19 protein-coding genes are annotated in these 21,321 nt (G+C 68.9%); 11 read left to right on the top strand and 8 right to left on the bottom strand.

Annotated elements, in window-relative coordinates; all coding sequences use genetic code 11:
- From ACXJKR_RS05800 to ACXJKR_RS05775, 6 genes are all read left to right on the top strand, one after another.
- On the top strand, positions 1 to 1,661 hold a 1,661-nt coding region (locus ACXJKR_RS05800), incomplete at its 5' end, for a molybdopterin dinucleotide binding domain-containing protein (RefSeq protein WP_457321503.1).
- Between the two features lie 19 nt (positions 1,662 to 1,680).
- On the top strand, positions 1,681 to 3,204 hold the full coding sequence (narH, locus tag ACXJKR_RS05795) for a nitrate reductase subunit beta (protein WP_457321501.1): 1,524 nt from the start codon (positions 1,681 to 1,683) through the stop codon (positions 3,202 to 3,204).
- Between the two features lie 8 nt (positions 3,205 to 3,212).
- The gene (narJ, locus tag ACXJKR_RS05790; RefSeq protein ID WP_056197879.1) at positions 3,213 to 3,905 is read left to right on the top strand and encodes a nitrate reductase molybdenum cofactor assembly chaperone; all 693 of its coding nucleotides are present in this window, start codon (positions 3,213 to 3,215) and stop codon (positions 3,903 to 3,905) included.
- Positions 3,902 to 4,597 carry a respiratory nitrate reductase subunit gamma gene (gene narI, locus ACXJKR_RS05785; protein ID WP_056197877.1) on the top strand — a complete coding sequence of 232 codons (696 nt, stop codon included), beginning with the start codon at positions 3,902 to 3,904 and terminating at the stop codon, positions 4,595 to 4,597. The genes narJ and narI overlap by 4 nt, the downstream gene beginning before the upstream one ends.
- A gap of 8 nt (positions 4,598 to 4,605) precedes the next feature.
- Positions 4,606 to 5,355, top strand: coding sequence for a peptidylprolyl isomerase (locus tag ACXJKR_RS05780; protein WP_457321499.1), 750 nt, complete (start codon positions 4,606 to 4,608; stop codon positions 5,353 to 5,355).
- On the top strand, positions 5,355 to 6,044 hold the full coding sequence (locus tag ACXJKR_RS05775; RefSeq protein ID WP_056197873.1) for a carbonic anhydrase: 690 nt from the start codon (positions 5,355 to 5,357) through the stop codon (positions 6,042 to 6,044). Before ACXJKR_RS05780 ends, ACXJKR_RS05775 begins: the two co-directional genes overlap by 1 nt.
- Here the strand turns inward: ACXJKR_RS05775 and ACXJKR_RS05770 are convergent.
- Complete coding sequence (locus tag ACXJKR_RS05770) at positions 6,041 to 6,433, bottom strand: hypothetical protein (protein WP_056197871.1); 393 nt, start codon at positions 6,431 to 6,433, stop codon at positions 6,041 to 6,043. The genes ACXJKR_RS05775 and ACXJKR_RS05770 overlap by 4 nt on opposite strands.
- A gap of 142 nt (positions 6,434 to 6,575) precedes the next feature.
- Here ACXJKR_RS05770 and moaA point away from each other — a divergent pair, with 142 nt between their 5' ends.
- From moaA to ACXJKR_RS05750, 4 genes are all read left to right on the top strand, one after another.
- Positions 6,576 to 7,676: a GTP 3',8-cyclase MoaA gene (gene moaA / locus ACXJKR_RS05765; RefSeq protein WP_457321496.1), complete on the top strand. Its 1,101-nt coding sequence runs from the start codon at positions 6,576 to 6,578 to the stop codon at positions 7,674 to 7,676.
- Between the two features lie 87 nt (positions 7,677 to 7,763).
- On the top strand, positions 7,764 to 8,969 hold the full coding sequence (locus tag ACXJKR_RS05760; RefSeq protein ID WP_457321494.1) for an NAD(P)H-dependent flavin oxidoreductase: 1,206 nt from the start codon (positions 7,764 to 7,766) through the stop codon (positions 8,967 to 8,969).
- Positions 8,970 to 9,070: 101 nt separating this feature from the next.
- Positions 9,071 to 10,513 carry a hypothetical protein gene (locus tag ACXJKR_RS05755; protein ID WP_457321492.1) on the top strand — a complete coding sequence of 481 codons (1,443 nt, stop codon included), beginning with the start codon at positions 9,071 to 9,073 and terminating at the stop codon, positions 10,511 to 10,513.
- Positions 10,514 to 10,549: 36 nt separating this feature from the next.
- Positions 10,550 to 10,993: a hypothetical protein gene (locus ACXJKR_RS05750; protein ID WP_457321491.1), complete on the top strand. Its 444-nt coding sequence runs from the start codon at positions 10,550 to 10,552 to the stop codon at positions 10,991 to 10,993.
- Positions 10,994 to 10,996: 3 nt separating this feature from the next.
- On the opposite strand, the gene ACXJKR_RS05745 is transcribed toward ACXJKR_RS05750, so the two are convergent.
- The 7 genes from ACXJKR_RS05745 to ACXJKR_RS05715 all read right to left on the bottom strand — a co-directional run bounded on the left by ACXJKR_RS05745 (position 10,997) and on the right by ACXJKR_RS05715 (position 20,838).
- Entirely contained in the window at positions 10,997 to 11,560 is a 564-nt protein-coding gene (locus tag ACXJKR_RS05745; protein WP_457321489.1) for an SCO family protein, read from the bottom strand.
- Positions 11,557 to 12,297 (bottom strand): formylglycine-generating enzyme family protein, encoded by a 741-nt coding sequence (locus ACXJKR_RS05740; protein ID WP_457321488.1) that lies wholly within the window; start codon positions 12,295 to 12,297, stop codon positions 11,557 to 11,559. Before ACXJKR_RS05740 ends, ACXJKR_RS05745 begins: the two co-directional genes overlap by 4 nt.
- Entirely contained in the window at positions 12,297 to 13,730 is a 1,434-nt protein-coding gene (nirK, locus tag ACXJKR_RS05735; protein ID WP_457321486.1) for a copper-containing nitrite reductase, read from the bottom strand. The genes ACXJKR_RS05740 and nirK overlap by 1 nt, the downstream gene beginning before the upstream one ends.
- A gap of 206 nt (positions 13,731 to 13,936) precedes the next feature.
- Entirely contained in the window at positions 13,937 to 15,814 is a 1,878-nt protein-coding gene (locus ACXJKR_RS05730) for a S1 family peptidase (protein ID WP_457321484.1), read from the bottom strand.
- Positions 15,815 to 16,081: 267 nt separating this feature from the next.
- Positions 16,082 to 17,122: a hypothetical protein gene (locus ACXJKR_RS05725; RefSeq protein WP_457321482.1), complete on the bottom strand. Its 1,041-nt coding sequence runs from the start codon at positions 17,120 to 17,122 to the stop codon at positions 16,082 to 16,084.
- A gap of 69 nt (positions 17,123 to 17,191) precedes the next feature.
- Positions 17,192 to 20,614: a BTAD domain-containing putative transcriptional regulator gene (locus ACXJKR_RS05720; RefSeq protein ID WP_457321480.1), complete on the bottom strand. Its 3,423-nt coding sequence runs from the start codon at positions 20,612 to 20,614 to the stop codon at positions 17,192 to 17,194.
- Positions 20,615 to 20,631: 17 nt separating this feature from the next.
- Complete coding sequence (locus ACXJKR_RS05715; protein ID WP_457321478.1) at positions 20,632 to 20,838, bottom strand: hypothetical protein; 207 nt, start codon at positions 20,836 to 20,838, stop codon at positions 20,632 to 20,634.
- A 109-nt stretch (positions 20,839 to 20,947) separates the two neighbouring features.
- Between ACXJKR_RS05715 and ACXJKR_RS05710 the strand changes: the two genes are divergently transcribed.
- Positions 20,948 to 21,163 (top strand): hypothetical protein, encoded by a 216-nt coding sequence (locus ACXJKR_RS05710; RefSeq protein ID WP_457321476.1) that lies wholly within the window; start codon positions 20,948 to 20,950, stop codon positions 21,161 to 21,163.
- Positions 21,164 to 21,321: the final 158 nt, after the last annotated feature.

Genomic DNA, 21,321 nt, shown 5'->3' with positions numbered 1-21,321 from the left:
GCTGCGAAGACCCCGACGCGCCGCAGAACTGGCCGCGCAACATGTTCGTCTGGCGCTCCAACCTGCTGGGCTCCAGCGGCAAGGGCCACGAGTATTTCTGCAAGCACCTGCTCGGCACCGAGAACGGCGTGCAGGGCAAGGACCTCGGCGTGGACGACGCCAAGCCCAACGAAGTGCGCTGGCATGCCCAAGCGCCGCAGGGCAAGCTGGACCTGCTCGTGACGCTGGACTTCCGCATGAGCACGACCTGCCTGTACAGCGACATCGTGCTGCCCACCGCCAGCTGGTACGAGAAGAACGACCTCAACACCAGCGACATGCACCCCTTCATCCACCCGCTGTCCGCGGCCGTGGACCCGGTCTGGCAGTCGCGCAGTGACTGGGAGATCTACAAGGGTTTCGCCAAAGCCTTCAGCAAGGTCTGCATCAGCCACCTGGGCGTGGAGAAGGAAGTCGTCCTGTCGCCGCTGATGCACGACACGCCGGCCGAACTCGCCCAGCCCTTCGGCGTGAAGGACTGGAAGAAGGGCGAGTGCGACCTCATCCCCGGCAAGACGGCGCCCACCATCGCCGTCGTCGAGCGCGACTACCCGGCCACGTTTGAGCGCTTCACGGCGCTCGGCCCGCTGATGGAGAAGCTGGGCAACGGCGGCAAGGGCATTGGCTGGGACACCAAGACGGAGGTGGCCCAGCTCGCCGAGCTCAACGGCGTGAACGCCGAAGGCCGCGCCCGCATCGTCAGCGACATCGACGCCTGCGAGGTCATCCTGCAACTCGCGCCCGAGACCAACGGCCACGTCGCGGTGAAGGCCTGGGAAGCCCAGGGCCGGGCCACCGGCCGCGAGCACGTGCACCTGGCCCTGCGCCGCGAGGACGAGAAGATCCGCTACCGCGACATTCAGGCGCAGCCGCGCAAGATCATCAGCTCACCGACCTGGAGCGGGCTGGAGAGCGAGAAGGTCTCCTACAACGCCGGCTACACCAACGTGCATGAACTGATTCCATGGCGCACGCTGACCGGCCGCCAGCAGTTCTACCAGGACCACGCCTGGATGCGCGCCTTCGGCGAGGGCTTCAGCAGCTACCGCCCGCCGGTGGACCTGAAGACGACGGCCGGCATCCAGAACATCAAGCCCAACGGCAACCGCGAGATCGTGCTGAACTTCATCACGCCGCACCAGAAGTGGGGCATCCACAGCACCTACAGCGACAACCTGCTGATGCTGACGCTCAACCGCGGCGGTCCCGTCATCTGGCTCAGCGAGGACGACGCGAAAAGCGCCGGCATCGAAGACAACGACTGGGTGGAGCTGTTCAACATCAACGGCGCCATCGCGGCCCGTGCGGTGGTGAGCCAGCGCGTGAACCCCGGCATGACGCTGATGTACCACGCGCAGGAAAAGATCATCAACACGCCCGGCAGCGAGATTACCGGCGTGCGTGGGGGCATCCACAACTCGGTGACACGCATCGTCACCAAGCCCACCCACATGATCGGCGGCTACGCCCAGTACAGCTACGGCTTCAACTACTACGGAACCATCGGCACCAACCGCGACGAGTTCGTCGTGGTGCGCAAGATGAAAAAGGTGGACTGGCTCGACACCCCGCGTGACGACCACCTCGCCGCGGCCTACCAGGCCCAAGGCGAAAACCCCTGAGAACCCGAGGAGCAAGCAAATGAAGATTCGCGCACAGATCGGCATGGTCCTGAACCTGGACAAGTGCATCGGCTGCCACACCTGCTCGGTGACCTGCAAGAACGTCTGGACCAGCCGCCCCGGCGTCGAGTACGCCTGGTTCAACAACGTGGAGACCAAGCCCGGCATCGGCTATCCCAAGGAATGGGAGAACCAGGACAAGTGGAACGGCGGCTGGATCCGCAAGCCCGACGGCAAGCTGGAACCGCGCCAGGGGGGCAAGTGGAAGCTCCTGATGAAGATCTTCGCCAACCCCAACCTGCCGGAGATCGACGACTACTACGAGCCCTTCACCTTCGACTACGACCACCTGCAGTCGGCCCCCGAGATGAAGCATGCGCCCACGGCCCGCCCGCGCAGCCTCATCACCGGCCAACGCATGGAGAAGATCGAGTGGGGCCCGAACTGGGAGGAGATCCTCGGCGGCGAATTCAGCAAACGCAGCAAGGACAAGAACTTCGACGACATCCAGAAGGACATCTACGGCCAGTTCGAGAACACCTTCATGATGTACCTGCCCCGCCTCTGCGAGCACTGCCTGAACCCGGCGTGCGTGGCGAGCTGCCCGTCGGGCTCGATCTACAAGCGCGAGGAAGACGGCATCGTGCTGATCGACCAGGACAAGTGCCGCGGCTGGCGCATGTGCGTGTCGGGCTGCCCCTACAAGAAGATCTACTACAACTGGAAGAGCGGCAAGGCCGAGAAGTGCATCTTCTGCTACCCGCGCATCGAAGCGGGCCAGCCCACCGTCTGCTCCGAGACCTGCGTCGGCCGCATCCGGTATCTCGGCGTGCTGCTGTACGACGCCGACCGCATTCTTGAGGCCGCCGCCACGCCCAACGACAAGGACCTCTACCAGGCCCAGCTCGACCTCTTCCTGGACCCCTTCGACCCCGCCGTCATYAAGCAGGCGCGGCTGGATGGCATCCCGGAGAACTGGCTGGAAGCGGCCCGCAACAGCCCGGTCTACAAGATGGCCGTGGACTGGAAGGTGGCGCTGCCGCTGCACCCCGAGTACCGCACGCTGCCCATGGTCTGGTACGTGCCGCCGCTGTCGCCCATCAGCGCGGCGGCCAACGCCGGCCAGCTGGGCGAGGTGGGCGAGCTGCCCGACGTGAAGCAGTTGCGCATCCCCGTGCAGTACCTCGCCAACCTGCTGACCGCGGGCGACACCGTGCCCGTCGTCGGCGCGCTGGAGCGCATGCTGGCCATGCGCGCCTACCAGCGCGGCGTGCACGTGGACGGCGTGAAGAACCTGGCCGTGCTCGATCAGGCCGGCCTCTCCGAAGCCCAGGTGCAGGACATGTACCGCGTGATGGCCATCGCCAACTACGAGGACCGCTTCGTCATCCCGACGACGCACCGCGAGTACGCCGAGAACGCCTTCAACGTGCGCGGCGGCTGCGGCTTCAGCTTCGGCAACGGCTGCTCCGAGGGCGTGACGGAAACGAGCCTCTTCGGCTCGGAGAAGAAGCGAACCATCCCCATCAAGGCAACGATCTGAGGGCCGCCATGTTCACCAAACCCACCCACGCCCCCTACAGCCTGCGCGTGCTCGCCGCGCTGCTGCGCTACCCGGATGCGGCCTTGCGTGCCGCCGTGCCCGAGCTGCAGCAGGCCCTGCGCGCCGAGGCCGCGCTGCCGGCGGCTCGCATCGACGAGCTGTGCGCGCTGCTGCAGCATCTTCATCGCGACGACCCCTTCGCCGTGGAAGCCGATTTCGTCGACCTCTTCGACCGCGGCCGCGGCACGGCCCTGCACCTGTTCGAGCACATCCACGGCGACTCGCGCGAGCGTGGCCCGGCCATGGTCGACCTGCAGCAGACCTACGAGCGTGCGGGCCTGTACCTCGCGCCCGGCGAGCTGCCCGACCACCTGGCCGTGGTGCTGGAGTACGCCAGCACGCAGCCGGCCCGCGAGGCACACGACTTCCTCGCCGAGATCGCTCACATCACGCGGTCCATCTTCAGCGCGCTGAAGCGTCGCCAGAGCCCCTATGCCAGCGTGCTGGCCGCCGCGCTGGAGTTGGCGGGCGAGCGCGCCGAGCGCGTCGAGATTCCGCCCGAGCCCGAGCTCGACGAAGACTGGGCCGAGCCCGAGGCCTTCGGCGGCTGCTCGTCGGCCGGCCAGTCGCGGCCCGAGCAGCCGCAGCCCATCCACATCGTGCGCAAGCCCAGTGCGCATCAACCGGGAGCCCAGGCATGAACGCCGTCCACAACTTCCTGTTCGTGGTCTACCCCTACATCTGCCTGGCCGTCTTCCTGATGGGCAGCCTGGCCCGCTTCGATCGCGATCAGTACACCTGGAAGAGCGACAGCTCGCAGCTGCTGCGCAGCCGGGGCATGAAATGGGGCAGCAACCTCTTCCACGCCGGCATCCTGTTTCTGTTCGTTGGCCACACGGTAGGCATGCTGACGCCTCATGCCGTCTACGAGCACTTCATCAGCCCTGCAACTAAGCAGATGCTGGCCATCGTTGCCGGCGGCGTGGCCGGCACGTTCTGCTTCATTGGCCTGTCGATGCTGATCTGGCGCCGCATGACCGACCCGCGCATCCGCCTCACCAGCCACCGCACCGACCTGGCCATCCTGTGGATCCTGTGGGTGCAGCTGAGCCTGGGCCTCATCACGCTGCCGTTCTCGCTGGCGCACGCCGACGGCACGGTCATGCTGGTGCTGAGCGACTGGGCGCAGCGCATCGTCACCTTCAACCCCGACGCTAGCGGCCTCGTGGCGCTGGCCTGGCCCTACAAGGTCCACATGGTGCTGGGCATGACGATCTTCCTGCTGTTCCCGTTCAGCCGCCTCGTGCACGTGTGGAGCGGGCTGGCCTCGGTTTTCTACGTCTTCCGTCCGTATCAGGTTGTGCGCTCGCGTCGCCTGAATCTCCCGAAGTGAGGCAGGCCATGGCTTACGTCAACCACATCGAAATCGCCGCCGTCGAAGAGGCGCTGGACGAGGCCGCGCTGCGCCAGCGCGCCTGCACCGAGCTGCTGCGCCAGCGCGCCATCGAGCTGGGCCTGCTTGCTGCAGACGACCCCGCGCCGCGCGAGGGAGCGCTCAGCGAGGCGGCCAGCCAGGCCATCGAGGCGCTGATTGCCCAGGAGCTGGCCGGCCCCGAGCCGGACGAGACGGCCTGCCGGCGCCACTACGAGGCCAACGCGCGCCACTACGCCCAGGGCGAGCGCGTGCAGGTGCGCCACATCCTGTTCGCCGTCACGCCGGGCGTGGACGTGGGCCTGCTGCGCCAGCGCGCCGAAGGCCACCTGATCCAGCTGCGCGCCAGCGAGGCCGCCGCCTTCACCGAGGCCGCGAAGACGCTGTCCAACTGCCCCAGCGGCGCCGAGGGCGGCGCACTCGGCTGGTTGACAGCCGACGACTGCGCGCCCGAGTTCGCCAAGGAGCTGTTCGGCCGCAGCGAGATCGGCGTGCTGCCGCAATTGCTGCACAGCCGCTTCGGCCTGCACATCGCCGCCATTGACGCGCGCGAGCCCGGCCGGCTGCCGGCCTTCGAGCAGGTGCGCGAGGCGGTGGCCCAGCGCATGCGCCAGCTGCATCAGATCAGCGCGCTGCGCCAGTACCTGCAGACACTGGCCGCGGACGCGCGACTGGAAGGTGTCGAGCTTCAGCAAGCGAGTTCACCATTGGTGCAGTGATGCCCGACGAGCTGCTCGAACGCCTGCGCCGCTTCCAGACCGATGCCTTCCCGCAGCAGCGCTCGCTGTTCCGGCATCTCGTCGACGACGGCCAGCATCCGCTGACACTCTTCATCGGCTGCTCGGATTCGCGCCTCGTGCCCTATCTGCTGACCGGCGCCGGCCCGGGCGAGCTTTTTCTCGTTCGCAACGTCGGCGCCTTTGTGCCGCCGTACGACCAGAGCCAGGGCTTCCACGGCACGGCGGCGGCCATCGAGTACGCGGTGCTGAACCTGCAGGTGCACCGCATCATCGTCTGCGGACACAGCCATTGCGGCGCCATCCGGGCGCTGTACGGCGAGGTGGCGCCGGCCGCGCAGAACCTCGCCCGCTGGCTGGACCTGGGCCGCGAGGCCGCGTTGCCGGTGGCCGAGCCCGGCCCCGAGGTGATGCGCCGCACCGAGCAGCGCGCCATCGTGCTGCAGCTGGAGCGGCTGATGGACTACCCGATGGTGCGCGAGCGCGTCGAGGCGCGGTCGCTGACGCTGCACGGCTGGCACTACGTCATCGAGGACGGCGAGGTGCACGTGTTCGACGTGGCCGTTGGCGCCTTCGTGCCCGCCTCGCGCGCCGACAACGCCGGCACCGGGCCCTACCTGCTGAGCAGCGAGGAAGACGGGATGGACGCCAGCGGCGTCCCCATCGTTTAGCCGATAAACACGGTCTCGCCAGTCGGGTTGAACGACAGCAGCCCGCCGAACTCACCGGTCTCCACGCGCTTGGTCAACAGCTCCAGCATGCGCTGGATCTCGCTGGTGGTCGTGCGGCCGGCCAGGGCAGCGGTGAACATCAGTTGCCAGGCCGGCCCGGCGTGGCGCGCCTCGGCGGCCAGGGTCGCAAAGTCCTGCAGCTCGGCCGGGTCCTTGTCCACGCACATCAGCGGGCGCAGCACGCCGCCCTCGCCGGCAGCATGGGCGGCCCGCTGCTCGGGCGTCGCGTCGGGTTCGCACTCGGCCGTGGTGAAAACCATCAGCAGCCGTTGCGGCTCGGGCTGGGCACGGGCCATGGCCAGCAGGTCGTTGAAATGCTCGATGTTCATGGTCGACACCGTAACGCGCTGCCGCCGCGGCGTGCGCGGCGGGCGGACGAGGCGGCCATCGCCCAAAAGGAGTAGGTCGCCGGTGCCCTCGTCCTGCCACGGCCGGATGGGCCGGGCCGGGGCCGCTGCCCAGAATGCCGGCATGGACGCAAGGACCGCCCCTTTGCTTTGGATGCCCCGTGTGATCGCCTCGCTGGCACCGCTGGACGGCACGCTGCGCGACCGCCGCCAGCGTCCCTGGCGCGACCTGCGCATCTCGCTGACCGACCGCTGCAATTTCCGCTGCAGCTACTGCATGCCGCGCAGCCGCTTCGGCCCCGGCCACCGCTTCCTGCCGCAGTCGCAGCTGCTGAACTTCGAGGAGATCGCCCAAGTCGCCTGCCAGGCCCTGGCCCTGGGCGTGCGCACGCTGCGCCTGACCGGCGGCGAGCCGCTGCTGCGCCGCGACCTGACCGGTCTTGTCCGCCAGTTGGCCGAGCTGCGCACGCTGGATGGCACGCCGCCCGACCTGGCACTGACGACCAACGGCAGCCTGCTGGCCGGCCAGGCCGCTGCGCTGCGCGACGCCGGCCTGAACCGCCTCACAGTGAGCCTCGATGCGCTGGATGACACCGTCTTCCAGCGCATGAACGACGTCGGCTTCCCCGTGACCGAGGTGCTGCGCGGGCTGGAGGCGGCGCAGCGCGCGGGCTTCGAGCGCATCAAGGTCAACATGGTGATGCGCCGTAGCGTCAACGACGGCGAAGCGCTGCCGCTGGCCGAGCACTTCCGCGAGAACTTTGGCGCAGGGATGGTGCTGCGCTTCATCGAGTTCATGGACGCCGGTTGCCACAACGGCTGGAAGATGGACGAGGTGCTGCCCAGCGACGAACTGCGTGCGCGCATCGCCGCGCGCTGGCCGCTGCTGCCGCTGCCCGCCACCCGTGGCGGCGAGACGGCGCAGCGCTGGCGCTACGCCGACGGCGCGGGCGAGATCGGCTTCATCAGCAGCGTCAGCCATGCCTTCTGCGGCGACTGCACGCGCGCCCGGCTGACGGCGGACGGCCGCCTCTTCACCTGCCTGTTCGCACCCCAGGGCCACGATCTGCGCCCGCTGCTGCGCGCTTCCCAGGGCGGCGAGACGGAGCTGCGGGAGCACCTGGCCGGCATCTGGGCGCAGCGCGGCGACGCCTACTCCGAGCAGCGCGACAAGCTGCGCCTGCTACAGCCCGAGCGTGCGGACATGCATGTGCTGGGCGGTTGACGAATCCACCTGACCTTGCACCAGATCAAAGTGGTGCGGGGCGCTTGCGCCCAGCATCGCCCCTTCCGCCTTTCATCCGCCCACGCCATGACCACTCCTTCGCTTCTCGACCGCATGGCCATGGCCAGCCTGAAACCCCTGCTGATCCGCGGCCGACAGTTGCTGCCCATCGTGCAGGGCGGCATGGGTGTGGGCATCTCGGCCCACCGGCTGGCCGGCAGCGTCGCCGCCCAGGGCGCCTGGGGCACCATCGCCTCGGTGGACCTGCGCCGCCACCACCCCGACCTGATGGCCCGCAGCGAAGGCATGCGCGATAGCGACGAGAACAAGAAGACCGTCATCCAGCAGGCCAACCAGGAGGCGCTGGCGCGCGAGATCCGCCAGGCCCGCGAGATTGCCGGCGGCCGCGGCGTGCTGGCCGTCAACGTGATGCGCGCGGTGAGCGACTACGCGGCCTCGGTGCGCACCGCGCTGCAGGAGGGCGTGGACGCGCTGGTGGTGGGTGCCGGCCTGCCGCTGGACCTGCCCGAGCTGGCCCAGGACCACCCCAACACGGCCCTCGTGCCCATCCTCAGCGACGCGCGCGGCGTGGCGCTGCTGTGGCGCAAATGGGAGCGGCGCCAGCGCATCCCCAGCGCCATCATCATCGAGCACCCGGGCCATGCCGCCGGCCACCTGGGCGCGGCGCGCGTGGCCGACCTGGGCGACGCGCGCTTCGACTTCGAGACCGTGCTGCCTGCGGTGCGCCAGCTGATCCGCGACGCTGGCGTGGAGGGCCAGGTGCCGCTGATCGCCGCCGGCGGCGTGCGCTGCTGCGAGGACATCCAGCGCCTGCAGTCCCTGGGCGCCGACGCGGCCCAGCTCGGCACGGCCTTCGTCGCCACCGAGGAGTGCGACGCCCACCCCAACTTCAAGCAGGTGCTGGTGGAAGCGCGTGACGAGGACCTGGTCGAGTTCACCAGCGTGGCCGGCCTGCCCGCCCGCGCGGTGATGACGCCGTGGCTTCGCAAATACCTGAAGGCCGAGGAAAGGCTGCAGGCCGTGGCCCAGCTCAAGCAGCGCTGCACGATGGCCTTCGACTGCTTGAGCCAGTGCGGCCTGCGCGACGGCMTCAAGGGCTGGGGCCAGTTCTGCATTGACCAGCGCCTGGGGTCGGCATTGCGGGGCGAGGTCAACAAGGGTCTGTTCTTCCGCGGCCGTGGCGGGCTGCCCTTCGGCAGCCAGATCACCAGCGTGCGGCAGTTGCTGGAGCGCCTGCTGACGCCCGGCATCGCCGTTGGAACTCCTGCGTGATGCCGGCGTCCTGGCTTGACCGTTGTTACGGGGAGCTCCTATCCTCGCGCCCCATCCCGCCGGAGGCCCTGCGGCCTTGACGCCCCGAAGGAGCGCTCCCCATGTCCACGCCGCCCGACCAGTTGCCCAAGCGAGGAGGCGCCCGGACCGCCGTGCGCGAGGTGCTGGAGTCGGTCGATGCGAAGCCCACGAAGGGCGACCCGGTGGTCACGGCCAAGGGCAAGTACGACGCCGCCAAGCTCAAGCTCGAGCAGGGCGATCTGGCCAAGGTGCCCGGTGCGGCACCGCCCGGCGTGGAATCAGCGCATGCCGCCGTGCAGAGCGCCCGCAATGGACTGGTGGCTGACCCCAAGAACCTGCAGGACTATGTCCGGGCTGCCAAGGCCCTGGACGTGCTGGGCAGTAAGGTGGCTGACTACCTCAAGGCCGAGACCAAGGCCATGCAGCAGCTGAAAAAGAAATACGACGACACCAAGGCGGAGATCGACAAGGCGCTCAAGGCCCTGCCGGCCACGGCACCGAGCGGATTGACGGCCGCATTCGATGCGGTCACCCAGGCCAAGGCCAAGCTGCCCGCCGACCCCAAGACCATCACGGCCTATGTCGACGCCATCAAGGCCTTGCCGGAATTCAAGACTGCCGTGGCCGACTGCGCCAGGGCGGTAGCGCGCAAGGCCAATGTCGACAGCGGCACCGCAAAGTTCGGCTCGACGGGCACCGAGCTGAAGCAGCTCAAGGGCTCGGCCAAGCTCAACGACGAGCAAAAGCGCATCCTCGACCAGGCGCTGAAGAACCAGCTCGGCAAGACCGACAAGCCGATGTCGGACAGCGAGCTGAAGAAGTTGGCCCAGACCGTGGTCGACAAGACCAACCAGCTCGCCGAAACGCCGCTGGAGAAAGTTCCCAAGGGCAGCAAGACCATCAAGAAGGGGCTCAAGGGGATCAACGAGAAGCTGGCCCAGTCGCCCACGCTCAAGACCAATATCGTCAAGYTGCAGCAGGACAAATGGGTCATCAAGCTCAACGAGCCGGGCGGGGGTAGCTACTGCGACAAGGTCAACAAGACCATCGCCATCGACCCCAGCGACCCGCTCGACGAGGCCCTGGGTGGGCTGGCGCACGAGACCGGCCACGCGCTGTTCACGCCGCCGCCCAAGCCCACGCTGAACAGCGTGGCGGACGGGCTGGAATATGTGCGCAAGGCCACCGAGGTGGACTTCATCGACGAAGGCGAAGCCCAGCTCGTGGCCTGCCGGGCCGCCAAGGAGCATGCGGCCGAGGGCGTGGTGAGCGAGGTGCCGGCCGACGCCTCCGGCAAGTTCATGGCCATCTACGACAAGCTGGAAAAAGGCGACATCGACGAGGCCATGGCGCGCCAGGAGATGGCCAAGGAGTTTGGCGACCTCATCACCAGCACGACCCATGAAGACTACAAGACCTACTATGGCCGCGGCCATATCGACACCTGGAACAGTGCCCATGCGTCCGAGCCGGCCAAGCAGCTCGACTACGCTGACTTGAGCGGCGTGACCCTCTTCCCCTGATCTTTGAAGCCCGCACCCCTTTCGGAGCGCCAGCCCATGAGCGACCTGACCCTCTTCGCAATGATTGACCAGTTGGTGGCCGAGCCAGCGCTGGATCCCGCCAAGGTCTCAAGCCTCCTCGGCGTCACCCTGGTGCGGGACCCGGATGCCGACACAGCCGCCATTGAGGCCTGGGCGCCGGCTGCAGGCAAGGGCGGGGCGTATGAAGCGATCGACCTGCGCATGCCCRACGCCGACATTGGCGACGGCGCCGTCTTCCTCAGTGCAACGCTGCGCGAGGATGGCGGCATCGACGGGACCGCCATCGGCACGCACTACGGGCTCGACTTCAAGACCGAGATCCCGTCGCCGCGCTTTCGTCCTGGCAGCGTGCCGGTCTATCTGGTGTACGAGCGGGAGTGGGGCACGCTGTCCTTTGGCGTTACGGCGGACGCGCAGCGCCGGCTGGTTCGCTTCGTGGTGTCGACGCGCCGCCGTTGACGGTCAGGGCTGGCGCGCCGCCACCTGCTTGCGGATCGCGTTGACCATGTTTGCATCCGCGCCGGCCAGCATGGAGGTGCGCGCCGTGATGCGGCCTTCGCCGTCGAGCAGGATGAGCTCGGCGCTGTGATTGAACTCTCCGTCGGGCAGGGCGCGGTACTGGAACTTCAGCAGCGCGGCGATCTTGCGCACCGTGGCCGGGTCGGTGCGGGCCAACGTCCATTGCGAGGCGTCCAGCCCACGCTCCTTGGCCATGGCTTCCAGCTTGGCCGGCGTGTCGCGCGCCGGGTCGAAGCTGATCAGCAGCACCTTCACGCGCCGGCGCTCGGCCTCGGTCAGAGCCGCCTCGGTGTCGCGCGCCGCGTCGATCAGCATCGGGCAGACGAACTGGCAGGAGGTGTAGAACATGCTGACCAGCACCGGCTGGCCGCGTCCGCCATCCAGGCGGATCACCTGGCCCTGTTGGTTGGTCAGCCTGGCATCCAGCTGGTAGACCGAATCGCCGGGCAGGGCGGCCATGGCCGCGCCGGCCAGCGACAGCCAGGCCCAGATCAGAAATCGTTTCATGGCTTTACCTCGCGAGCACATCGAAAGCCCAGGCTGCCGGTGCTGTCGGCCGCGCTGAGAGAAGAGAGCAGCGCCACGCGCATCAGCACGGCGTAGTTCTGGCGGTCCTGCAGGTCGATGGCACCGGCGCCACAGAACTTCAGCCGGTCCGGGTCACTGGCGCTGCGGCTGTCGGCGTTGACGAGCAGGGCGTTGAAGTCATCCACCCATTCCCAGGCCACGCCGTGCAGGTCGCGCACGCCGTAGACGTTTGCCGCGCCTCCCACCGCTGGCAGCGCGCGGTTGGCCGGGCGGGCATACCAGCCCAGGATGCGCGCCAGCCAGGCCGGGTCGCCGCGAGCATCGGTGCGCGTGGCGTCGGCCGCGGCGGCGTATTCCCATTCGTACCAGGTCGGCAGTCGGCCGCCCTCGGACTCGCAATAGGCCTGGGCGGCGAACCAGCTGACCTCGGTGACGGGGGTGTCATCACCGCCGGCCTCGGCGCTGACTTCGGCCCAATGGCGCAGATAGCCGGCACCGGCGAAGGCCTCAGGCGCGCGGCTGGCCTGCCATTCGGTGTGGGTGGACAGAAAGTGGCCGAACTCGCTACGCGTGACGGGCGTCTCGCGCATCTGGAAGGCCGCGACGCGCGTCGGCTCGCGGTCGGTGTCGCGCGCCAGCACGCTGTTGAGCGTGCCGGCCGGCAGGGCCACATAGGCCGCGCCGGCCAGGCCCAACAACGCGCTGGCCAGGGCCATCAGTGCGCTGCCTGGTTGGTGGTGGCGGGCTTGGCGGCGCGCTGCTTCCTGACCTCGTCGGCCGAGACGCTGCCGCCTGCATTGCCCCAGCTGTTCAGCACATAGGTCAGGATGTTGGCGACCTCGTCGTCGTTGAGCTGGTTCATCGGCGGCATGACCGAGTCGTAGTCCTTGCCGTTGACCTTGACCTTGCCCGACAGGCCGTGCAGCACGACGCCGACGGCCCGCTTGGCGTCCTGTCCCAGCCAGTCGGACTTGGCCAGCGGCGGGAACACGCCCGGCAGCCCGGCGCCGTTGGCCTGGTGGCAGACCGAGCAGGTGCCGGCGAACAGCGCCTGGCCGGCGGCGATCTGGTCCTTGGCCGTCAAGGTGCCGCCCGCGGCGGCCGCGGTGGCGGTGGTCACGGCGCCGAGGTTGGGCGCGGCGCGGTCACCCAGGTAGACCGAGTCGACCTCCTTGCCGGAATAGATGCTCTTGTCCTCGGGACCGTCGATCTTCAGGATGGCCAGCSCGCCCTTGTTGAAGGCGCGGAAGATGGAGTGGTCGACCATCACATAGCTGCCTGGCACCTTGGCCTTGAAGTCGACGATGGCCGCGCCGCCGGCGGGGATCAGCGTCGTCTGCACGTTTTTCTGCGCCAGCGTGCCGCCCTCGAAGCGCACGTTGTCGAAGATGGCGCCGATGACGTGAAAGCTCGACACCAGGTTGGGGCCGCCGTTGCCGACGAACAGGCGCACGCTCTCGCCCACCTTGGCCTTGATCGCCTTGTCACCGGTCAGCGCGCCCTCGGCGCCGTTGAACAGCACATAGGTCGGCTGCTCGGCGATGGCCTTTTCCATGTCGAAGGGCTGCTGGCCCTTCTCGCGGTATTTGCCGGTCGTGTAGAAGTCGCCCTGCATGACGTAGAACTCATGGTCCACCCTGGGCAGGCCTTGGGGCGGCTCGACGAGGATGAGGCCGTACATGCCGTTGGCCACGTGCATGCCCACCGGCGCGGTGGCGCAGTGGTAGACGTAGATGCCTTCGTTGAGGGCCTTGAAGGTGAACTGYGATTCATGGCCCGGCGCCGTGAAGCTGGATGCCGCGCCGCCGCCGGGGCCGGTGACGCCGTGCAGGTCGATGTTGTGGGGCATCTTGCTGCTCGGGTGGTTCTTCAGGTGGAACTCCACCGTGTCGCCCTGGCGCACGCGGATGAAGCTGCCCGGCACGGTGCCGCCAAAGGTCCAGAAGGTGTAGCTGACGCCCTCCGAGATGGGCATGTCTTTCTCGACGACCTCCAGCTCGACGATCACCTTGGCCGGCGACTTGCGCCCGGTCGGTGGCGGCACGAAGGGCGGGCTGGTCAGCTGAGCCTGTACAACTGGCAGAGCGGGTGCGCCCTGAGCCAGCGTGGACGTGGTGATCGCGGCGAGCAGAAGCAGGCGCAGCAGCATGGCGGGTCTCCGTTGTGGTTCGGGCCATGCTAGGCAGCACAGGTAGGTGCGGCCTTGCGCTGGATCAAGCGAGGCAGCAGGGGGCTGTGCATCTCATCAACTCAACCACATCCCGCCGTGCGAGCGGCCCTCCGCCTTCTCGCCCTCGTCATCCTCGCGGCCATCGTGCCGTCGCGGTTCGGTCGGGCGAGCGTACCGCCGCCCGATCAGCGCTCGTTGACCTTCGCCTGTTGCATCAGCAGGTCGAGCTTGGCCTTCATCCGGTCCTGCGGCGTTCCGGTCTCGGCCCGGTACTGGAAGGTGTAGAGGACGTCCGGGGCCGGTTGGGCATCCGCAACGCCATAGATCGTGCTGATCATTTGCCGGTCGTTCGCGGTCAGYGCAACGCCGTCGTAGGGATGGGCGTGATGAAGCCGTTTGCGCCATTCCGTCTTCGCGGCCTCGCTCCCGGCCTCTGCGGGTGTCCCATGGCGGAAGACGTCGATCTCGGTCTTCTCGTCGGCGTTGTAGGCCACGATGCCTGCGATGCCCAACTGGGCATCCGCGGCGTCACGGGTGAATGCGAAGTCCAGCCGCAGGCGGCCGTCCTGATCGATCTTCTGCAACTCGGGCCCGTAGCTGAAAGCCAAGCGGCGATCGTCGAAGGCGAAGCTGCGGCCAAAGTCGATATGCAGCACCGATGCCGCCAGCGGCTTGGGCAGCAGGGCCCGCTGTGACAGGAAGCGGTCCCATTGCGAGAGCTTTCCTTCGTAGGACGCCGCGAAGAAGCCGGTCAGCAGCTTCATCCGCTCGATCTGGAAATCGCGCCCCAGCGTGGAGACCCTGCTCTCGAAACCGACCGTACCGTCGGGCACGGGCAGGTCGAATTCGACCAGCCAGTCGCTGCCGAACCAGGTGGTGATGTGCCAGGCGCGCACTTGCCAGACCCGGCCCCAGGAGTCGGTGAAGAGGGTGTCCTCGGTCGGAGCGCCCATTGAAACGATCTTGGCATTCTCGGCATTGATGTGGATCGTGGCCGGGGACGCCTTGAGCACCACCTCCCTGGCCATCTGGGCGTCCGAATACCACTTCGCCTGATTGACGTTGTTCGGCTTGTGCCGGTGGAACACGAGGTATCCCTTGAAGTTGGCCGAGTCCTGCCAGCCCTCGCGGCCAAGATCGAGCCGCGTGTAGCTCGGCTGAGTGAAGATCCAGTTGCCGTTGCCGTTCTGCACGACGATGGCGGGCGCGCTGCGCTCGTAGAGGCCGTGAAGCAGCCGTTCGCTGCCGCTGCCGCGGGGGAAAGTCTCGTTCGCGTTGTCGGCGAGCAGCCCGCGCAGCTGCGCCGTATTGAACTCGTCCGCCGCCTTCATGTAGGCCGCCGACAGCTCGGCGAAGCTCTTTGGCGCAGTGATGTCCGTCTTGAATCGTCCCGACCGCGTCTTGTCGAAGACGGCGAAGCCGGCGACGGCGCGCGAATCCACGCTCACCAGGTGGTCTGGCGCGCTCTTTACGAGTGCGGCGGGAACGGCAATGTTCAGCGTGTTCTCGGAGGTGCGCATGGCGCGCACGAGACCGATCACGCTGCCCTTGGCGTCGATCAGCGGTCCGCCGCTGTTGCCGCCCGATATCGGCGCGGAGAACCGCATCCACTTCCAGCGCCCGCTCTCGTCTTCCGGCGTGTCCGACGTGTAGTTCCCTTCCCGCATGACGACGCCCTCGCCGAGTGCGTTGCCGACGGCGTAGACCGTCTCGTTGAGCTCAGGCTTGTCATTCAGTTCCAGGAAGGCGGAACGATCCGGCTGCTTGGCCAGCGTGAACACCGCGAAGTCCTGGTCGATAGAGCCCTTGGTGATCTGCGCGATCGGATAGAGCTTGCCGTCCGCGTCGCGCAACATCGGCTCGCCGCGCGAGTCGCCGAACGCTGCGATCAGCACGTGCATCGCCGTGGCGTACTGGTTCGGGCCGATGGCGAAGGCAGTCCCTATCGACACGTACTTGTCGGAGCGCAGCTGGTAGGGAATCAGCTCCTGCCAGGGCTTGTCGTAGGTGACGGACTCCTGGGCCGGCTTGGGCAGGACGACTTCAAAGGTCGCCTCGCGCACCTTGCGCTGGATGCCGGCCTCCAGCGGCGCCGCGCACGCGCCGACGCAGAGCTGCAGAGCGAGAACCACAGCCCCGCCGATTCGAGCCGCCGCTGCCAATGACTTTTGCATACGCCTCCCTTGTGGTGACGGCCCGAAGCAGGCTGGGCCGCCGAGGGATGCTGCGGCGGGCAGGCTGCCGGCTGGTATCGAGCGGGTGAAGAAGGATGAAGTGCCTGACGGGTGCCTGACTTGTGCCTGTCGGCCCGGCACCCCGCGCCACGCCCTTCAAGCGCGACGGTTCAGCTTGCGAGCCCGCCACGCCAGCACAGGCAGCCCGATCAGCACGAGCCATGCCGCGACAGGTTCGGGCACCGCCGAAGGCACGGCGTAGGTGAAGCCGCTGTCGCTTTGCAGCGTGATGCCCAGCGCGGGGTCCAGGCCGCCCATGTAGAGGTAGGCGGAGTTGCCGTAGTCGGCACTGTTGTTGCGCCCATTGAGCACATCGCCTGGCCCCCAGCCGTTGGAAAACATTCGCGTAAAGGCCACGAGCCCATAGGTGACGCTGACCTTCTCACCCACTTTGGCGGAGAAGGTCGTTTCGTAGTCCTTCAACGCGTCGCCGCCGAAATCGTCCGACACGTCCACGTTTTGATTGAACTGGTTGATGCCGAAGGAGAGCCGCCCGCCGCCTTGCCCGCTCACGTCCATCAACACCTTGACCGACACGGGGGTTCCGGCGGGCAGCACGGTCGAGTTGATGGTCACGCGATCCGTCAACTGCGCCGTGGCGCGTCCACCGATGGAGACGTCGTTGCCGCCCGCACCTTGAATCTGGACGAAGGTGGACGCGTGCAGTTGGCCGAAGGATGCGAATGCGCGTGCCCTGGCGTTCATCACGAAGTTTGGCACCTGCGAGACGTTGCCGGCGTCGAATACCGAACGCAGATGGGTCACAGTGCCGGTGTCTGTCGTTGGCGAGCCGAGCCCGATGAACCGACCGAACCCCACGCACTCGAAAGAAGCGGTGCTGCCGGGTGTGCAGGAGCCGGTCGTGATGACGTTGTCGGCACTTTGCGTGAGCAGGAGCGCCTCCACAAAGACACCGGCCGCCGTCGCTGAAAGCGACAGGGTCAGCAATGAGGCCGCCGCGGCAAGTCGTGCGCATCTGATCAGTAACGGCGCCCTGCGTGTTGTCAGCCGGCGCCGGGCCAGCCTGYCCACCAGCCACGGTTCAGGCACGGCCGCAGCCACGGTCCAGTCGATGCCGTTGTCGGTCTGGGCGCTGCCGGCCGGCAGGCCGGCCATGAGGAATGCGATCAGTTTCATGGCGTGCTCCGAGATGCGGTGCCGCCACGGTAGGACGCGGCCGTTGCCGCGCCGTTGCGGCGCGCCTGTTCAGAGCCAGGTGGTGCGCAAGCTGGCCTGGATCTCGGGCCAGTCGGCCAGGCTGGCGCCCAGGCGTTCCAACCGGGCTGCGAGCACCTTGCCGCCCAGCGCCTGCGCCAGCTCCAGCGCGGCGGTGGCGTTGGTGCGGGGGTCATCAAGCACCGCCCGGGCCAGAGCCAGCTGTGACGCGTCGGCACCGGCGCGGCAGCGCACCGCCAGCATGCGCAGCCTCAGTTCGTCGTTCATGCCCCGCGCGTCGTCGTCGGGCAACCGCGCCAGCGCGCCGGCGAGGTCGCCTTCGCAGCAACAGCGTTGGGCGTCCACTAGCGCGAGCCGCTGCCGGACACGTGGGTTCTCGAGTTCGTCGGGCGGCCCCAGGCGCCGCAACCAGCTTCGCGCTTCACTCACCTCACCGCGCAGCAGCGCGCCCACCGCGCAAGCCAGCCAGACCGGCTGCCCAGCCTGCGGCGACTGGGCCAGCGCATCGTGGTCCAGCGCCGCGAGCAGGGCCGCGGCGCGTGGCCACTGGCCCAGCACCGCCATCGGCTCCAGCACCGCCATGGCGATGCCGGCGATGGACATCGGCTGGCCGATGGCGATGATCTCGTCGATGGCCGGCTCGATGTGGGCCCAGGTGCGGCCCCAGTCGCCGAGCATGAAATAGGCGTCGATGAACAGCGCGCGAAACATCGTCCTGGCCTCGCTGCCCTTCTGGTCGGCGCACAAGGCCCAGCCTTCCAGGGCCACCGGCAGCGCGTCGCCGGGGCGCGTTTGCTGCAGGAAAGTGACCGCCAGGTTGTACAGGGAGAACAGCTGCGTGGGCCGGTTGCCGAAGCGCCCGGCCAGCGCGGCGGCCTCACGCAGGTCGGCCTCGGCGGCGTCCACGTTGCCGCGCTCGGCCTGGAAGGCGCCGCGCAATTGCAGGCTGCGGGCGATCAGCATGCCGTCGCCGCRCTGCCGGCTGGCGGTGACGAACTGGTCGGCACGCGTGACAGCCGCATCGAAATGCGCGGCGGAGAACTCCAGCATGGCCAGCGATGCCAGCAGCTCCGCGCGCTCGGGGTGGGCGGGGTGGACGAGGGTCAGCGCCTCATCGCCCAGCATGCGAGCCTCGTCGATGCGGCCGTGCCGTTGCAGCGCGTCCATGCGCAGCGACAAGCCGCGCAGCCGCTGGCTGTCGTCGGTCGGCGGGGGCAGCGCGTCGAGCAGGGCGAGTGCGGCCTGGGCGCCCTCGCCGCGCACGAGATAGCGGGCGAGAGCGTGGCCCGCGTCCACCTCGACATCGGGCGGCAGTGCGGTGCCTGCGCGCAGGTCTTCCAGGCGTTGCCGGCAGGCCTCGGCCTCGGTGCGGCGGCCCAGGCCGTTTTCAGCCTCCAGCAAACGGGCCAGCAGCATGGCGGCCTGGGGCGGCGTCGGCTCGTCGGCCAAGCCGTGTTGCCAGTGCCGCGCCGCTTCGCCCAGTGCCGCCAGCGCGCGGGCGGCATCGCCAGCGGCCAGCCGGTGGGCGACGGCACGTCGGGGCTCGCCGCAGGCTTCGAAATGGCGCGCGGCCTCGGCGGTTGCGCCCAGCGCTTCGGCCCCCAGCGCCAGGCGGTGGTGCACCAGGCGCCGCCGCACCGGCTCCAGGGCCGAGTCCAGCGCCTGGCGTGCCAGGTCGTGCGCCCAGGCATAGCCGCCGGCCGCATGGGCCCGCACGAGCTGGGCGCGTGCTGCCTGCTCCAGCGCCTGCACCGTCTCGAGTTCCGACAGCGCGCAGGCCGAGGCCAGCCAGGCGGCACCGAAAGGCTCACCGGCCAGCGCGGCCGCTTCGAGCAGGCGTGCCGTCTGCGCGTCCAGTCGGCGCACCCGCGCGAGCACGGCCTCGCGCACGCTGGCGGGCATGGGCAGCTCGCGGTAGTCCTGCGTCACGGCGTCGAACGGGGTGCGCCAGCGGCCTTGCTCGTCGACGTCCAGCACCGCAGTCTCGGCCAGGTCGCGCAGCGTCTCCGAGATGAAGTAGGGGTGGCCGCCGGTGGCGCTGCACAGGCGCTCGGCAAAGCGCACCGGGTCGGCGGCGCCGGACAATTGGCGCACCAGCTCGTACACCGCTTCCGCCGACAAGGGACCGAGCGCGACCGTCTCGGCCGCGAGTGCCGCGCTGAAGCCCAGCAGTTCGGGGTCGTCGCTGGCGCCGCGCCAGCAAACCAGCTCGATGGTGCCTTCCGAGCCGGCCTCGCGGCGGCGTGCGGCGGCGCGGGCCAGCAGCGTGCGGCTGGCGGGGTCGGCCAGCTGCCAGTCATCCAGCACGAGGGCGTCGAAGGCGCCGCGCGACAGCGCCAGCCAGGCCTGGATGCAGGCCTCGTCGAAGCGCAGCCGCTCGGCCTGCGTGCGCAGCGGCGCCGGTGCCGGGCCCAGTTCGGGCAGCAGCCGGGTCACTTCGGCCACGATCCAGTCGTCCAGCCCGCGCAGGTCGGGCGGCTCGCCAGCCAGCACGCGCAGCACACGGGCACAGGCACCGAAGGCGATGTCATGGTCGCCGCTGCGGCAGCGCACCAGCGCATAGGCGCCCTGCGAGGCCGCGAAATCGGTGGCCAGGCGGGTCTTGCCGACGCCAGCCTCGCCGACGATGACGACTGCGGTGCGGCGCGCCCAGGCGCCTTGCAGCCGCGCCACCTCGGTGGCCCGGCCGACGAAGGGCAGGCGCTCCGGCCAGGCCTGCGGGGGGCGGATGGGCAAGGGCGGGGCAGCCGGCGCGCTGCCGCGCAGCGACTGCGCCAGCGCCACGGTCTCGGGCATGGGCGCCAGCCCCAGCTCGGCCGCCAGCATGGCCTGGCAGCGCTCAAACTGGCGCAATGCCGCCTCGCGCTGGCCAGTGGCAGCCAGCAGGCGCATGGCCTGGCGGTGATGCCGCTCCTGCAGGCCGTCCTCGCTCAGCAGGGTCTGCACATAGCCCAGCGTGGCGGGCAGGTCGGCGCGCACCTCGGCGGCTGCGGCCGCGGCCTCCAGCGCGCGCAGCCGCAGTCGCAGTGCCCGCTCGCGCGCGGCGCTCAGCCACGGCGCGAACTGCGGCGCGTCGTCCAGCTGCAGGCCGTCCGCCAGCTCGCCCGGCCAGCCCGCAAGCGCCAGCTCGGGCATGGCTTCGGCCAGCAGCAGGTCGCAACGCAGCGTGTCGCCAGGGTGCAGATGGTCGTCATCGGCCCGAAAGGATTCAGGCACGCCCGCCTCGCGCAGCCGCGCCAGCTCGCGGCGCAGGTTGCGGCGCGCGCTGGGTTCGTCCAGATCCKGCCACAGCAGCGCGCACAAACGCGGGCGGCTGGCGCCGCCGTCCAGCGCGAGCACCAGCAGCAGCGCCTGCGTCTTGCGATTCGTCAACGCCACGGGATGGCCACCGCGCCAAAGGCGCACCGGCCCCAACACGCGCAACTCCAGCTCGGCACCCGACGGTTCTTGCATGCGCGGATTGTGCGAGGTCAGCGCAGGCCGCTCGACGTGGCCGGTGCATTCGACATAGGGGTGCTCAGGAAGCGCGCCAGCTCGAAGGGGCTGTCGAAGTCGCGCTGGCTGCCATCGTCCAGCACCACGCGGGCGCTGAACGCACCCGGCCCCGGTGCCCACCAGCTGAGCAGACCGCAGCGCGGCGCCGCGAGTGCTCGCAGCCGGGTGGTGTTCTCGTCCATCGACATGCAGCGACTGTGGTGGCCAGGCGTTGCGGCAGCGTTGCGTGGCGCGTGGGCTTCAGGGTTCGCGGCCGGAGCGTTAAGCTGCCGCGCCTTCACGGAGCAATTCATGCGCGCAGCCTTCAGCCTTCTYGCCCTCGTCATCGTCGCGGCCATCGTGCTGTCGCTGGTCAAGAAGCAGGCCTCGGCCTTGAAGCCGCCGCCTGGTTCACCGGCGGCCAGTGCCGCCCTGCCCATGCCAAAGGCCGTTGGCGAGCAGGTGCAGAGCAGCGTCGACGAAGCCGCCAAGCGTGCGGCCGAGGCCGCCTCCGCTGCCACCAATTGAGGCCGTGGCCGGCCATAAGCTCTTCTTCGCGCTGCGGCCGGATGAACAGGCGGCCGAGCGCATTGCGCGCGCCGCAGCCGCCGAACATGTGGCGCGCGGCCTCGTGCCGCGGTTCAGGCCGAGCCGCATCTTCCACATCACGCTGCACTACTTCGGCC

This window comes from Roseateles sp. P5_E11 (assembly GCF_054049355.1).
Note: the sequence above shows the minus strand (reverse complement) of the source record. Positions and strands in the feature narration are given on the sequence as shown.